Origin of the sequence: Luteibacter sp. (assembly GCF_035539195.1) — a bacterium.
In the GTDB taxonomy this organism is placed as follows: Bacteria; Pseudomonadota; Gammaproteobacteria; order Xanthomonadales; family Rhodanobacteraceae; genus Luteibacter.
The window spans coordinates 47,901-61,491 of the sequence record NZ_DATLIW010000038.1 but is presented as its reverse complement, the minus strand read 5'-3'; the positions used below and the strand labels follow the sequence as shown (position 1 = coordinate 61,491).

At 65.8% G+C, this 13,591-nt stretch carries 9 protein-coding genes; 5 read left to right on the top strand and 4 right to left on the bottom strand.

What is annotated here, in order from left to right; translation table 11 throughout:
- Positions 1–540 precede the first annotated feature (540 nt).
- A complete protein-coding gene (locus VM621_RS15785; protein WP_325469922.1) occupies positions 541–1,674 on the top strand; it encodes a hypothetical protein in 1,134 nt (377 codons plus the stop codon).
- A gap of 147 nt (positions 1,675–1,821) precedes the next feature.
- Here the strand turns inward: VM621_RS15785 and glk are convergent, their stop codons facing one another.
- Positions 1,822–2,883 carry a glucokinase gene (gene glk, locus VM621_RS15780; RefSeq protein ID WP_325469921.1) on the bottom strand — a complete coding sequence of 354 codons (1,062 nt, stop codon included), beginning with the start codon at positions 2,881–2,883 and terminating at the stop codon, positions 1,822–1,824.
- Positions 2,884–3,108: 225 nt separating this feature from the next.
- Between glk and VM621_RS15775 the strand changes: the two genes are divergently transcribed.
- From VM621_RS15775 to VM621_RS15765, 3 genes are all read left to right on the top strand, one after another.
- Complete coding sequence (locus VM621_RS15775) at positions 3,109–4,206, top strand: sn-glycerol-3-phosphate ABC transporter ATP-binding protein UgpC (RefSeq protein WP_325469920.1); 1,098 nt, start codon at positions 3,109–3,111, stop codon at positions 4,204–4,206.
- A gap of 112 nt (positions 4,207–4,318) precedes the next feature.
- Positions 4,319–5,308, top strand: coding sequence for a porphobilinogen synthase (hemB, locus tag VM621_RS15770; protein WP_325469919.1), 990 nt, complete (start codon positions 4,319–4,321; stop codon positions 5,306–5,308).
- 138 nt (positions 5,309–5,446) lie between these two features.
- The gene (locus VM621_RS15765) at positions 5,447–7,255 is read left to right on the top strand and encodes a monovalent cation:proton antiporter-2 (CPA2) family protein (RefSeq protein WP_325469918.1); all 1,809 of its coding nucleotides are present in this window, start codon (positions 5,447–5,449) and stop codon (positions 7,253–7,255) included.
- Positions 7,256–7,289: 34 nt separating this feature from the next.
- Here VM621_RS15765 and VM621_RS15760 read toward each other — a convergent pair whose 3' ends face one another.
- Together VM621_RS15760 and VM621_RS15755 are read right to left on the bottom strand one after the other, a co-directional pair.
- Complete coding sequence (locus tag VM621_RS15760; protein ID WP_325469917.1) at positions 7,290–10,715, bottom strand: ankyrin repeat domain-containing protein; 3,426 nt, start codon at positions 10,713–10,715, stop codon at positions 7,290–7,292.
- A 90-nt stretch (positions 10,716–10,805) separates the two neighbouring features.
- The gene (locus tag VM621_RS15755) at positions 10,806–11,108 is read right to left on the bottom strand and encodes a YcgL domain-containing protein (protein WP_063573243.1); all 303 of its coding nucleotides are present in this window, start codon (positions 11,106–11,108) and stop codon (positions 10,806–10,808) included.
- 235 nt (positions 11,109–11,343) lie between these two features.
- On the opposite strand from VM621_RS15755, the gene VM621_RS15750 reads away from it, so the two are divergent.
- Entirely contained in the window at positions 11,344–12,771 is a 1,428-nt protein-coding gene (locus VM621_RS15750) for an OmpP1/FadL family transporter (RefSeq protein ID WP_325469916.1), read from the top strand.
- Positions 12,772–12,890: 119 nt separating this feature from the next.
- On the opposite strand, the gene VM621_RS15745 is transcribed toward VM621_RS15750, so the two are convergent.
- Positions 12,891–13,586, bottom strand: coding sequence for a UPF0149 family protein (locus VM621_RS15745; protein ID WP_325469915.1), 696 nt, complete (start codon positions 13,584–13,586; stop codon positions 12,891–12,893).
- Positions 13,587–13,591 lie beyond the last annotated feature (5 nt).

The following is a 13,591-nucleotide window of genomic DNA, read 5'->3' as shown; positions in this document are numbered from 1 at the left end:
CTTACCGATCATGACTGTCACTTGTCGAAGTCCGGTGAGCGTTGCGCCACTCATTCGACACGCCTGGGTGCGACGCATCCGTTGCCACGACATCAGGATAGTGCGCCCGCACTTCATTGAAGCCTATGCAAACGCCGGAAAGGTCCATGGTTGCGAGCACAACCTTCTTGGGGTCGGATGAGTTGAGCCGGATATCCGACCGATCAATGGTCACTCCTCCCGAGAACCATGCCTCATCGCCAAACAGCGAAGCGGTCGCGCCATCTTCTTCGAGACGGAATGGCGAGGAAGACTCGACGGATCAAGGATTCCGGACGGCAACGCCCGTGACTTGAGAATTCGGACCAATATCGAAGAATGTGAGTTTGCGCGCGCTCGCGCCAGGCATGCTTCAACGTTGGTCCAAATTCTCAAGTTCTGATGCACGCCATCCGGAATCCTTGATCCGTCGACGGCACCAGCGGCTTGGGTCGCCGTACGACGTAGGCGCGGTGCGCAAACGCTTGCCGCCGACATGATCGATGCGGAGAACGATGAACGATGAAACACAGTATCTTCAGTTGGGTGCCACTATTTGCGGCCACTTTTGCCTGCCCCGCCCTCTTGCGCGCGCAATCGCTTTGCACCGCCGACCTGCCGCATCAGCCGCCACGGGTGGAAACATCCCTCGGGGCTGGGGTCGATGATGTTGTTTACGCTAGTACGCGGTACCGGGGTGGCGTGGCGAATCTTAAGCAGAACGACTGGAAGTTCTTCTACGGCACGGCTGCTTTCACGGACCGTAAGAAGCGGCAGATATTCATTATCCGAGGGGCATCCGATCTAAACATGGCCTCGCAGTTCGCCCACGAGACGGGCCACGCGAAATACTCCGCACGCGTCGATTATTCATCCAGAGACGCATACGTCCGTACCCGCTGTCGGGACGAAGGTGCGGCTCTAAGCGAGAACATCGTCCTGCGAGAAGCGGTGAAAATGTGCACCGGAAGCGAAATGGGCATCGTAACGGCGGAGCCTGCGCTAATGCAGGCGAAGTATGACGAGTTGGCCGAAGCTCGCCCGATCGACCTCGAGGCCCTTGGCTATTTTTTCTGTGAGAAGAACATCAACTCCGTGACGCACCAGAACTATCTGGACTATTACGGCGACTGGTGGACCCAGAACTACGGTAAAGCCGCTCTCGCGTTGGTGCCGCCTTCGGGCGATTCCGCGTTCTGGACAAAGATCGCCCTCCTTGCGGGCCGCGCGAACCAAGGTGTAGATGCGCTGGAGAAGATCTGGCCAATGTCTTCCTCGCCATTCCGTCTCGAAGAAGATGGCGCGACCGCTTCGCTGTTTGGCGATGAGGCATGGTTCTCGGGAGGAGTGACCGTTGAGCGATCGGAGATTCGGCTTCGCTCGACGGATAACGAACAAGTCGCCCTCGCCAGTCTGGATATTTCCGGCGTTTGCATCGGTCTGAATGAGGTGCGGGCACACTATCCGGGGATCGTAGGTACAGGAACGGCGCATCCAGGCGTGCCAGACGGAGAAGCTACATGGACGGCCTATGGCGACTGGGGCGGACTCTGGTTCGCCTTCCCAATGGCCAATCCCAAGTGCCTGTCCGGCGTGTCTTTCCATCCTGGGGAGGTAGACGCGCCCTCGGATGATTACGACTACCCGTCGGAATGACACCATGCCTATGCAGAGGCAGTCTCGCGCGCCGCCGCTGAGGACGTCGCACGTGCCCGCAGAGTGCGGGCTACGTTTAAAAGGCGGCGATAGTCCTCGGTCATGAAGCGCGCAGGTCTGCAACTGCGCGCTTCATGACGGTTCGACTCAACGACGAAGCGGCGTACCGCCGGCTTCCACGATCGCCAGCGCGGCCCCGCCGATCAGGCCCGGCTCCGGGTTCATGATCGCCTGGGTGGGCACCTGTTCCATGGAGTCGCGGAAGCGACCCTTGGCTTCGAAGCGCTCGCGGAATTTGCCCTTCTGGATCCACGGCAGGAGGATCGGGGTCATGCCGCCGGTGAGGTAGACGCCGTCCCATGCGCCGAGCGTGAGCACGAGGTCGCCCGCGACGCTGCCGAAGATCCCGGCAAACGTCTCGACGGCGCGGGCGCACATCGGGCAGGCGTTGTCTGAGCCGGGCGTGGCGGTGTCGTTGGCGCGCGCGGTGATTTCTTCCGGCGTGATGCCTGCCTGGGGCTTCTGCCCGGAGATCTCGCAGATGGCTTCGTAAAGATTCACAAGGCCCTGGCCGCAGATCAGGCGCTCGTTGGAGACCCGGCCATAGCGCAGGTTGAGCACCTTGAGGATCTCGATGTCTTCGGCGCTGTGCGCGGCGAAGCCGGCGTGACCGCCTTCGGTCTGCAGAACGCTGACCTTGTCGCCGCGGATCAGCAGGCCGCCGACGCCCAGGCCCGTACCCGGGCCGACGACGACGAAAGTCTGTTCGTCCTTGGCGCCGATCTTCGGTACGGCCAGCTTGCCTACCGGGACGAGGTCCTGGTGGCCGTCAGCGGTCTTCTCGTCGGTCATCAGCATCACCGCCATGGACTGGGCGGCGAAATCGTTCACCAGGTGGACCCACTCGAGGTCCAGTTCCTTGGCGAGGCTCTTGGCCGAGATGGCCCAGGGATTGTTGGTGACCTTGACGGTCTCACCGTTATCGATACGGCCGGCGGCGGCGATGATCGCGCGCTGCGCCTGGTGGCCGGCATCCTTGAAGTACTGCTTGGCGGCGTCGCCCAGCGAGGCATAGTCCTTGACGTGGTACTTGCGCACGCTTTCCTGGATAAGCGGTTGATCTTCATCCGGATGCGCAATGCCGAAGCGCACATTGGTGCCGCCGAGATCGGCGAGCAGGGTAGGCGCCTTGGCGCTCACGTTGGCCATGTTTGGGAAACCTGTCATGTCACGGAAGCTCGCAAGGGTGCCTCGCGAGGGGGCTGGCGTCTAGTGACGGTTTGCTCTGCGTGGTGTTGACACGCACAGGCCTTCCAGGATGTGACAGGCTACCCGACACTTTGACGTAAACGATTACGTCGGCAGAATACCGCATTGCCCGGGACGATGGCAGGCACTTGCCTGGCATACCGGGACCCAACGGGAGAGTGAGTGATGGCAGCGGTCCGCCTGGACAAGGTGCGCAAGGTTTATCCGAACGGCCACGTGGCACTGAAGGAAGCGAGCTTCGAGATCGCCGACGGCGAACTCCTGGTGCTGGTCGGCCCGTCCGGCTGCGGCAAGACGACGCTCCTGCGCATGATCGCCGGCCTGGAGTCGATCTCGGGCGGGACGATGACGATCGGCGACCGTGTCATCAACGATGTCGCGCCCAAGGATCGCGACATCGCCATGGTCTTCCAGAACTATGCGCTGTATCCGCACATGACGGTGCGTGAAAACCTCGGCTTCGGCCTGCGGCTGCGCGGGGCGTCGAAGGACGAAATCGATCGCCGCGTGGCGACGGCCTCCGAGATGCTCGGCCTCGACGAACGCCTCGAGCACAGGCCGGCCGCCCTGTCGGGCGGCCAGCGGCAGCGTGTCGCCCTTGGCCGTGCCCTGGTGCGCGATCCTTCCGTGTTCCTGCTGGACGAGCCCCTGTCGAACCTCGACGCGAAGCTCCGCCTGTCGACCCGGGTGGAAATCGCGCGCATTCATCGCCGGCTCGGCGCCACCATGGTGTACGTCACGCACGACCAGATCGAGGCGATGACCCTGGGTCAGCGCATCGTGGTGCTCAACGGCGGCGTGATCCAGCAACTCGACACGCCGATGAACCTCTACAACAAGCCGGCGAATCTGTTCGTGGCGGGGTTCCTGGGCAGCCCCGCGATGAATCTCTTCCATGGCACCTTGCGCCGCGCCGACGGGCTGCGGCTGGAAATGAAGGAAGGCAGCGTGCGGCTCGGCACCGACGCAGCGGCGCTCGCGGCGTATGTCGACAAGCCGCTCGTCGTCGGCATTCGTCCGGAAGACCTGCTCACCGTGGCCGACCACGCCGGGGTGGAGGAGCGTTTCACGGCGCACGTCGATGTGGTCGAACCCGTCGGCAACGAGGTCTTTCTCAATATGCGTCATGCCGGCGACGAGCTGGTGTCGCGTGTCCCGCCGTATTCGACGGTGCAGCCGGGCAGCGAGATCGGCCTGGGCTTCCATGCGGAACGGCTGCATTTCTTCGATCCGGAATCGACGGCGCGTATCGACGCGGTCTGAGGGCCTCCGCGCCGTCGACGGGCTGCCCACGAGCCTGCGACGGTTTGGCGCCACGACAGAGGTGCCGCGAGGAGTAAAATGGGCGGATCGCCACCGAGCAGGCAGCCGTCCCATGACCTTTCCCGCCGTCCGTATGCGCCGCATGCGTCGCGACGCCTTCTCCCGCGCCCTGATGCGCGAGAACGTGCTTACCGTATCCGACCTGATCATGGTCGCCTTCGTCGTCGAGGGCGAAGGTGTGCGCCAGGCCGTTCCTTCGATGCCGGGCGTGGAGCGTCTTTCCATCGACGAACTGGTGAAGCTCGGCGCCGAATGTGTCGCCCTGGGTATCCCGGCGCTCGCCCTGTTCCCGTCCGTCGACGCCTCGGCAAAGACCGAAGACGCACGCGAGGCCTGGAACCCGGATGCGCTGTTCCAGCGTGCCACGCGCGAGCTCAAGCGCCGCTTCCCCGAGCTTGGCCTGATCGGCGACGTCGCCCTCGACCCCTACACCACGCACGGCCAGGACGGCCTGATCGACGACGACGGCTACGTAATGAACGAGCCCACCGTCGAGGCCCTGATCAAGATGTCGCTGGCCCAGGCGGAGGCAGGCATGGACTTCGTGGCGCCGTCCGACATGATGGACGGCCGTATCGGTGCCATTCGCGAAGCGCTCGAGGAAGCCGGCTACATCCATACGCGCATCCTGGCCTACTCGGCGAAGTACGCCTCGAGCTTCTACGGTCCCTTCCGCGACGCGGTGGGTTCGTCGGCGAACCTCGGCAAGGGCAACAAGCACACCTACCAGATGGACGTCGGCAACAGCGACGAAGCCATCCGCGAGGTGGAGCTCGACCTGGCCGAAGGTGCCGATGCCGTCATGGTCAAGCCGGGCCTGCCTTATCTCGACATCGTGCGCCGGGTGAAGGACACCTTCGGCGCGCCGACCTTCGTCTATCAGGTCAGCGGCGAGTACGCGATGATCAAGGCGGCCGCGCAGAACGGCTGGCTCGACGAGAAGGCCGTGGTGATGGAGTCGCTGCTGGCGATGAAGCGAGCGGGCGCCGATGCGATTCTTACGTACTTTGCGGTTGATGTGGCGCGGTGGTTGAGGGGGTGAGGGTGCGGCTTGGTTGTTTCGTTGGCTTTTCGCCGATGAATCGGCTCTCACATTTTCTTACTTCGGGATGGGGGTTTCGTCCAAATCGCGCAGGCGTGCCCGTGACATAATCGAAGACGATCTTTCGGGAGTCACGGGATGGATGGACATCATTTCCTCGAGACGGCAGTCGTCTTCCTGCTGGCGACGGTGGTTGCCGTCCCGCTGACGAAGCGGTTCCGTCTCGGCGCGGTCCTCGGCTACCTGCTGGCGGGCGTGGTCATCGGTCCCTCGGTCCTCGGCCTGGTAAGCGATACCGCCGGTGTCGCCACGATCTCCGATTTCGGCGTCGTGCTCATGCTCTTCGTCATCGGCCTGGAGCTGTCGCCCTCACGACTCTGGGTGATGCGTCGCGCGGTGTTCGGCAGCGGCAGCCTGCAGGTGCTCGCCTGCGGCCTCGCTCTGGGAGCCATGGGATATTTCCTCTTTGGCCTGACCTGGAAGGCCGCCGTGATCGTCGGCGGCAGTCTCGCCCTGTCATCGACCGCGTTCGGCCTGCAGATCCTCGCCGAACGCAAGGAAGCCGGCACCGTCTACGGTCGACAGGCCTTTGCCATTCTCCTGTTCCAGGATCTGGCCGCGATTCCCCTGATCGCCGCCGTGCCCCTGCTGGGCGGCACGCTGGCGCGGGATCCGCACGCGCCCGACATCATGAGCGTGATCCGCGTGGTGGGCACGATCTTCGCCGTCATCGTCGGCGGCCGCCTGTTGCTGCGTCACGTATTCCGTTTCGTGGCCCGCGCGAAGAGCACCGAGGTCTTCACCGCGACCGCCTTGCTCGTGGTGATGGGCACGGCCTGGCTGATGGAGCTGGCCGGCATTTCGACCACGCTCGGCGCCTTCCTCGCCGGCCTGCTGCTGGCCGACTCGGAATACCGACACGAACTGGAATCGAACATCGAGCCGTTCAAGGGCCTGCTGCTCGGCCTGTTCTTCGTCAGCGTGGGCATGTCGGTCGACCTTGCGCTGTTGGTGGCCCAGCCGTTGCTGGTGCTCGGCATGGTCGCCCTGTTGTTGACGGTGAAGGCCGTGCTGATCATGCCGCTGGGCAAACTCGTCGGCGGACTCACCTCGGCCGACTCCGTCCGTCTTGCGGCCGTGCTCGCCAGCGGCGGCGAATTCGCCTTCGTCATCCTCAATCTCGCCCAGCAGAACCGTCTGATCGACGACAGCCAGCGTGGCCTGATGGTGATGGCCATCTCGTTGTCGATGGCGCTCACGCCGCTGCTCGTGCTGGCGGCATCGCGATTGGTGCACGAGCGCGTGCGCAAGCCCGACCGTGCCTTCGACACGATCGAAGCCGATACGCCGCGCGTGATCATCGCCGGCTTTGGCCGCATGGGTCAGATCGTCGCTCGCGTGTTGCGCGCGCAGGGCATCCAGTTCGTCGCTCTGGAAAGTTCGGTGGAGCAGGTCGAAACCTCGCGTCGATTCGGCGGTACCTCGTTGTTCTTCGGCGATCCGGGTCGCCCGGAAATGCTCCGGGCGGCGCAGGCCGACAAAGCCGAGGTGTTCGTCATCGCGACCGACGATCCCGAGGCCAACATTCGCACGGCGCGCCTCGTGCGCCGGCAGTACCCGCACCTGAAAATCGTCGCGCGGGCGCGTAATCGCCAGCACGTGTTCCGCCTGATGGATATTGGCGTCGACGATCCCGTGCGCGAGACCTTCTACTCCAGCCTCGAGATGACGCGCCACGTGCTGGAGTCGCTCGACATGCCGCCGGAGGTGGTCGAGGCGCGCATCGCCCGATTCCGCAAGCACGACAGCCAGGTGCTGCGCGCCCAGTATCTGGTGTACGACGACGACGCGGCGCTCGTGCAGAGCACGAAGGATGCGCTCCACGACCTCCAGCAGTTGTTCGAAGCCGATGCGGTCGAGGAGCGCGTGCGCGAGGAAGACCACTGAGCCTGCCCCGCGGGCAGGCTGTAGGGCCGCTGCGTCAGTCCGGCTGGGCGGGCTGACGCAGCGTCTGGCGGACGCTCGGAATCGCGCCGACACGCGTGCCCAGCTCGTGGGCGATATCGACGAAGCCGAGATGACGCGCGACGTCGCCGGCCGTACGCCCGAAGGCGTCGGCGGCGTTGCGATTCGCACCGCGATGCAGGAGCAGGCGCGCCGGCGGAAGCAGGGCGTGCATCGCACTCGCATGGAGCGCGCTCACGCCGCGGTGATCGGCGTGCTCGATCTTCGCGCCGGCGTCGAGCAGCACGGGAACCAGGGCGCCGAGGTGGGTCGCATCGGCCGTGCTGCCGGGACGCATGTGCGAACCGAGCAGCAGCAGCAGCGGCGTGGCGCCGTCCTTGTCGGCTTTGTTCACGTCGGCGCCCTTGCCGATCACGATGTCGAGCAAACGGCGGGCACGAAGGCTGTCGTTGCCACCGAAGCAGTACTGGGCCGCCGCATGCAGCGCGGTATGTCCGTGCGCATCCTCGGCGTTCGCGTTGGCGCCGTGGCTCAGCAACATGTCGGCGATTTCGGGGTAGCCCAGGGTCGCCGCGATCATCAGGGCGGTGGCATCGCCAGGCAGGCGCTGGTCGACGTCGACGCCGCGCGCGAGCAGGAGTTCGACGACGCCCTCGCGGCGTGCGTTCACCGCGGCGGCGAGTGGCGTGATACCCGACGTTGCGACCACGGTCGGATCGGCGCCGGCCGCGAGCAGGTGCTCGACGACATCGCGCTGGCCGGCGCCGGCCGCTCGCAGGAGTGCCGTGGCGCCTTGTGCATCGCGCGTGTCCACGGCAAAACCCAGTTCGAGCAGGCGATCTACGGCTTGCGTGTCGCCGGCGGCCGCGGCGGCAGGCAGATCGTCGGCGCGCAGCGCACGGCGCGGCAACGGCCACGCCGCCCAGCTCAGCCAACGCTCGACGTCGCCGTGTCCGATACCCAGGCCGTAGGGCGTCTCGCCATTCACGTCGGCCGCTTCAGGGTCGGCACCACTGGCGACGAGCAGGCGCACCAGGGGAAGGCTCTCGCCGCCCTGTTCCAGCGCGGCATGCAACGGCGTACGGCCGCCCGCGTCGCGTACGTTCGGGTCCATGCCGCGGGCAAGCAGTGCGCCGAGCAAGGCCACGCGGCCGGTGGCGGCGGCCATGTGCACCGGCGTGCGATCGCGACCATCCGCGCCGAACGGATCGGCGCCCGCTTCGAGCATGGCCAGGGTCAGGCGTTCGTCCGCGCCATCGAGCCGGCATATCGCCTGGCCGAGCAGGCCGGCACCCGCAGGTGTGGCGCCGGCGCGCATCAGTTGCAGGAGGGCATCGGCGGCCTGTGGCAGCTGCGGCAGCAACGCATCGAAGAGGCGACGGCCGAGCGCGTTCGGTTCGTCCGCAGGCGCGGCCAGGCGCGTTTCCGCGCTCATACCGTGATCGAGCAGCCAGGCACGGGCCGACTCGAAACCCGCACCGGCGAGATCGACATACAGCGCGGCGAGTTCTTCCGCCGGCCATTCGCGTACCTTGGCGGCGAACGTCGACGCGACGGCCCAGTGACCGAAGCGAAGCGCATCGTAGAGATGCATGGGCGAGTCGGCGCCCGCCTCGGGAACGACCGATTCGCTCAGTGAGGTCGGCAACGGGGTTTCCGGATCGAGCAGGGCGACAAAGTCCCAGCGGCCCGCGGCGGCGGCGTGGTCGAGCGCGCTCCGGCCGTCCGCGCCGGGTTCCTTCGGCTGCGCACCGAGGGCGAGCAGCGCGCGTACCGTGGCCGCCTGTGCACGCGGGGACTGGCTGGCGAGCGTGAGCGCGTCACGACCGTGACCGTCACGCGGCGACGCGTCCGCATTGGCGTCGGCGAGAAGCTGGACGATGCCGTGGGCGCCGGCACGCGCGGCCTCCATGAGTGCCGTGGTGCCGTGACGGTCGGCCAGGTTGGGATTGGCGTTTGCCTGGAGCAGGGCACGGGCGATCTGCTCGTGTCCTTCGGCAGCGGCGGCGATAAGCGCCGTGCGCCCCGACGCGTTGGCCGCGTTCACCGGGCCTTTGTGCCGCAGCAGCACTTTCACGCCCTCGGCGTCGTCGTCCGCGATGCCGGCAGCGGCGACGAGCGCGGGTTCGCCACCGACGGGCGCCGGCTTCGCGCCATGCTCGAGCAGGAACCGAGCGAGTGCCCAATTGGCCGCGCGGCAGGCGATGGCGAGCGGGGTATCGCCGGCGGTGTTCGTCGCGTCGACCGCGGCGCCCGCATCGAGCAACATGGCGGCGACGGTCGGCTCGGCGCCGAGGACGGCGCCGTGCAGCGGCGTGTTGCCTTCGGCGTCGGTGCAGGATGCATCGGCCCCATTGGTCAGCAGGGTCAGCACGGCCTCCGGGCGGCCATGCCAACTGTCGCGCGTGGCGGCGAGCAGGGCGGTGACGCCGTTCTGTGCGCGATTCACCTGGGCGCCGCGGGCAATCAGCGCGCGAAGCAGGCGCATATCCGGCGATAGCGCGGCCAGGGTAAGGACGGGCCGTTGGTCCCGATCACCCGGTTCCGCGCCGGTGTTGGGGTCGGCACCGGCTTCCACGAGCGCCACGGCGCGAGCGATGTCGCCCTCGCGGGCGGCAGCGAGCAACGCGCGCTCACGTACGCCCGGCTGGCTTTCTTCGGTGGAGAGCACGGGAAGGGGAGCGGGCGCGGCCGGGGCTGCGATGACGGGCTCACGTCGCGGCTCGGTGCGGGCCGTACGGATGTGCCCGCGGCGATCGCAGAGCAGCGCGCGGAGGGTTCGGTTGGCGATCACCATGCAGCAGACCGGAAGAAGCACGACGCCGTAGATCGCCAGTGCGGCGATGCGCATTTCGGACGGGAAAACGCCGTACAGGCCGGACAGCGCCACGGCGCAGAACGCGAGTACCAGCAGGCCGAGGGCGGCCGGCACGAAGTGCGAGAAGAAGCGCTCCTCGGCCGACAGGTGCCGGCCGAACGACATGGAACGTGCCACGGCGGTGAAAATCCACGAGCCGGCGTTGCTGTCTTCCGGGTAGGCGTCGTCCCAGAGAAAAAGCAGGCCGAAGGCCGGCCAGACGCGCCATAGGGCGGCGAGCGCAACCACCAGGGTCGCCGCCAGCAGCAGGGCTGCGCCGAGGCTGGGCGCCTGGGTGAGCTTCAGCAGGGGCCATGCGACCAGAACGAAGACGACGAACGTGTAAGCGGTGAACATGACCACGTGCGCCGAACCGCGGCGCAGCGTCGTACGCAGGTAGCTTTGCTCCGGATCGAAACCTATCGCATGGCACACCGCGCCCATGGCCAGGGCGTTGGCGAGCAGGAGCGGTATCAGCGCGAGCGGTGAAGCGGTCAACCCGGCGCACGCGACAGCGGCGAGGGCGGGGAGGAACCAGGGCAGTGCCTTGATCAGCGGTGGTCGTCGACGTTTGGGATTGGCCATGCGCGGGAGTATACGGAGGCCACACCGCTCACGCGGTAACGCGGCGTTAACCCGCGTGGCAAGACCTGTCCGTGCGCGTATTCGGCCGGGTCAGGCGCGGACGAGCGTCTGATCCGGGTCGATCTGCCGATTGAAGTTCGGCTGGTTGCACACGGTGAGGGTTTCATTGGATGGCGTCTGCAAGTGCCAGCCACATCCGCCCAGATTGGTCAGGATGCGGTCGGAGTCGTCATGCGGAAGCTTCCGTTGCGGCGTCAATTCCACCTCGAGCACGAAGCGCAGCTCGCCCAGCAGGAGGACGAGTGGCTCGGGAAGCATGTCGAAACCGTCGCGGCGGGTCATCCAGACGTAGGTGTCGGGTTTGCGCAGGCTGGCGTAGACGTAGCAGTGCATGACGGCAGTCTCGCTTGCGATTCGGCTTACCACCCTACCAAAAGCGGGGGACGGTTGCAGGCGGTAAACCCCCGCCGTTAGGGCTTTGTTGCAGTAGCACTTGCAAATTTCTCGTCAAGTCGTCCAGAGTTCCACCCCAGATTGTTAAACGCGCGTATGAAAACGGATAAATTTTGCGTTTTTCCGCGAACGTGACGTCGACCCAGAGCAGAACAAAAAGCAGGAGCCACCCCGAATGTCGAAGCTGAACCTCCCTACTCGCCCGCTGGCCATCGCCGCCCTTTCGCTGGCCATCGCCGGCGCGCTGGTGGCTCCCCAGGCCGCTAACGCCAGCGCCTTCCAGCTGAAGGAAAACAGCGCCGCCGCGCTCGGTCGCGCCTTCGCCGGCTCCGCCGCCGCAGGTGACGACGCCTCGGTGATCGTGAACAACCCGGCCGCCATGTCCCTGCTCAAGGGCAATGTGGTCCAGGCCGACGTCACCGGCATCAACTTCAGCACCAAGTTCCACGGCACCGCGACCGACGCGCAGGGCCGCCCGATCTCCGGTGGCAACGGCGGTGACGCCGGCACGACCATCCCGGTTCCGGCGCTGTACTTCGCCACGCAGGTCAGCGACCGCGTGCATATCGGCCTTGGTCTGACCGCGCCGTTCGGCTTCAAGACCGACTACGACTCCGACTGGAAGGGCCGCTACAACGGCATCAAGTCCGACTTCAAGTCGTTCGACGCCACGTTGTCGGCCTCGTTCGACGTCACGGATACGTTCGCGATCGGTGCCAGCTTCATCGCGCAGAAGACCAGCGCCGAGCTGACCAGCGCGATCAACTACAACACGGTTGGCCTGGGCCTGATCCAGGGCGCCGCGGCTGCCGGCGAAATCTCGCCGCTCGTCGCCCGCGCTCTTGCTCAGCAGTACGCCACGGTCGTGCCGCCGGGCAGCGACGGTATCGCCCGCATCAAGGGTGACGACTGGGGTTACGGTTGGCAGCTGGGTGGTCTGTGGCGTCTGACGGATGCCGATCGTCTCGCCCTGAACTACCGCAGCAAGATCAAGCACACGCTGGAAGGCACGGGTAACTTCACGATGCCGTCGAACGTGACGGCCGTGCTGTCGAACCCGGCCGTCGGCGCGCTGCTCGGTAGCGGCCAGCCGCCATTCACCCACACCAATGGCTCGGCGGGCTTCACCACGCCTGCCGTCGCCACCGCCAGCTACTGGCATCAGGCATCGAAGTTCGGCTGGGGTATCGACGCGTCGTGGACCAAGTGGGATTCCTTCAAGGATCTGACCGTCAACTTCGAGAACCCGAACCAGCCGCAGTCGACCGAGCACTTCGGCTGGCATAACAGCTGGTTCGTGTCCGTGGGTGGCGAATACTACCTCTCCGACAAGCTGACGCTGCGCGGCGGTGTCGCCATCGACACCACGCCGACCGAAGACCAGACCCGCGACGTGCGCGTGCCGGACTCCACCCGCAAGTGGCTCGCATTCGGTCTGGGCTACAAGGCCACCGACCGTCTCGAGCTCAATGCGGGCTTCGCGCACATCTTCGTCAACAAGGCGCACATCGCCGGCGGCGAAAGCGCCACGCTGGATCGTATTGCCGGCGAGAGCGACGACAAGGGCAACCTGCTCAGCGTGTCGGCCAAGTACGCCTTCTGATCGCCTGATCGACAGCGCGTGAAACCAAAAAACCTCCCCGGCGACGGGGAGGTTTTTTTATGCCGTGCAACGCACGGTAACGACGTGATGAGCGAGGGCGCGGCCTCAGCGGCGGGCTCTCAGCCAGGGCTTCCGCAGCACTTCTTGAACTTCTTGCCGCTACCGCACGGGCAGGGATCGTTACGACCCACCTTGTCGCCTTCGTTGCGTACGGTCTTGCCGTGCGCCGGATGGCGGCGACGATAGAGCCTGGCCAGCTGAAACGGAATTTCGTTGAGCAGGCCCATCCGCTCTTCGAACGACGGCAGCGGCAACGCGGGCATGTCCGGCGTCGGATCGGTCTGATCGGCGGAGAGGGTCATCAACATGCCGATGAACGGATACAGGCTCTCATCCATCCAGTCGGCCCATTCCTCACCCCATTCGTTGAGTGCGAAGCGGAAGCCCACGGCCCAGTCGCTGGCGATCGGGAAGTCGCCCGTATAGGTGCCGACATCGTCGAGGTGGTCGAATTCTTCCGGCGAATCGATGAAGGGCAGGGAGTCTTCGCCCAGAACCACGGGGTCGGCTGCCACGCGAGCGGCGATGACCTGCCAGAACTGCCGTAGCAGACCGGCGGCCTCGTCGCGTTCCGCATCGGATGCCCATGGCGTCGCGCCGCCGAGTTCGAGTACGGCCATGCAGGCCTCGACATCCACGTCGACCGGCCCGACCAGCGCGGCGGAGAACAGGCCGTCCAGCGTCTCCAGCGAATAGCGATGGGTCGACGTCAACAGATCGTCGAGACGGCCGAGCTTCGTTTCACTCATCTGCATGCGGG

Excerpts from the sequence above, each read along its gene's own strand:
- VM621_RS15745 (WP_325469915.1), bottom strand. The coding sequence starts at position 13,586 with ATGCAGATGAGTGAAACGAAGCTCGGCCGTCTCGACGATCTGTTGACG.
- VM621_RS15785 (WP_325469922.1), top strand. The coding sequence starts at position 541 with ATGAAACACAGTATCTTCAGTTGGGTGCCACTATTTGCGGCCACTTTT.
- glk (WP_325469921.1), bottom strand. The coding sequence starts at position 2,883 with ATGGCCAACGTGAGCGCCAAGGCGCCTACCCTGCTCGCCGATCTCGGC.
- VM621_RS15760 (WP_325469917.1), bottom strand. The coding sequence starts at position 10,715 with ATGGCCAATCCCAAACGTCGACGACCACCGCTGATCAAGGCACTGCCC.
- VM621_RS15775 (WP_325469920.1), top strand. The coding sequence starts at position 3,109 with ATGGCAGCGGTCCGCCTGGACAAGGTGCGCAAGGTTTATCCGAACGGC.
- hemB (WP_325469919.1), top strand. The coding sequence starts at position 4,319 with ATGACCTTTCCCGCCGTCCGTATGCGCCGCATGCGTCGCGACGCCTTC.
- VM621_RS15755 (WP_063573243.1), bottom strand. The coding sequence starts at position 11,108 with ATGCACTGCTACGTCTACGCCAGCCTGCGCAAACCCGACACCTACGTC.
- VM621_RS15750 (WP_325469916.1), top strand. The coding sequence starts at position 11,344 with ATGTCGAAGCTGAACCTCCCTACTCGCCCGCTGGCCATCGCCGCCCTT.
- VM621_RS15765 (WP_325469918.1), top strand. The coding sequence starts at position 5,447 with ATGGATGGACATCATTTCCTCGAGACGGCAGTCGTCTTCCTGCTGGCG.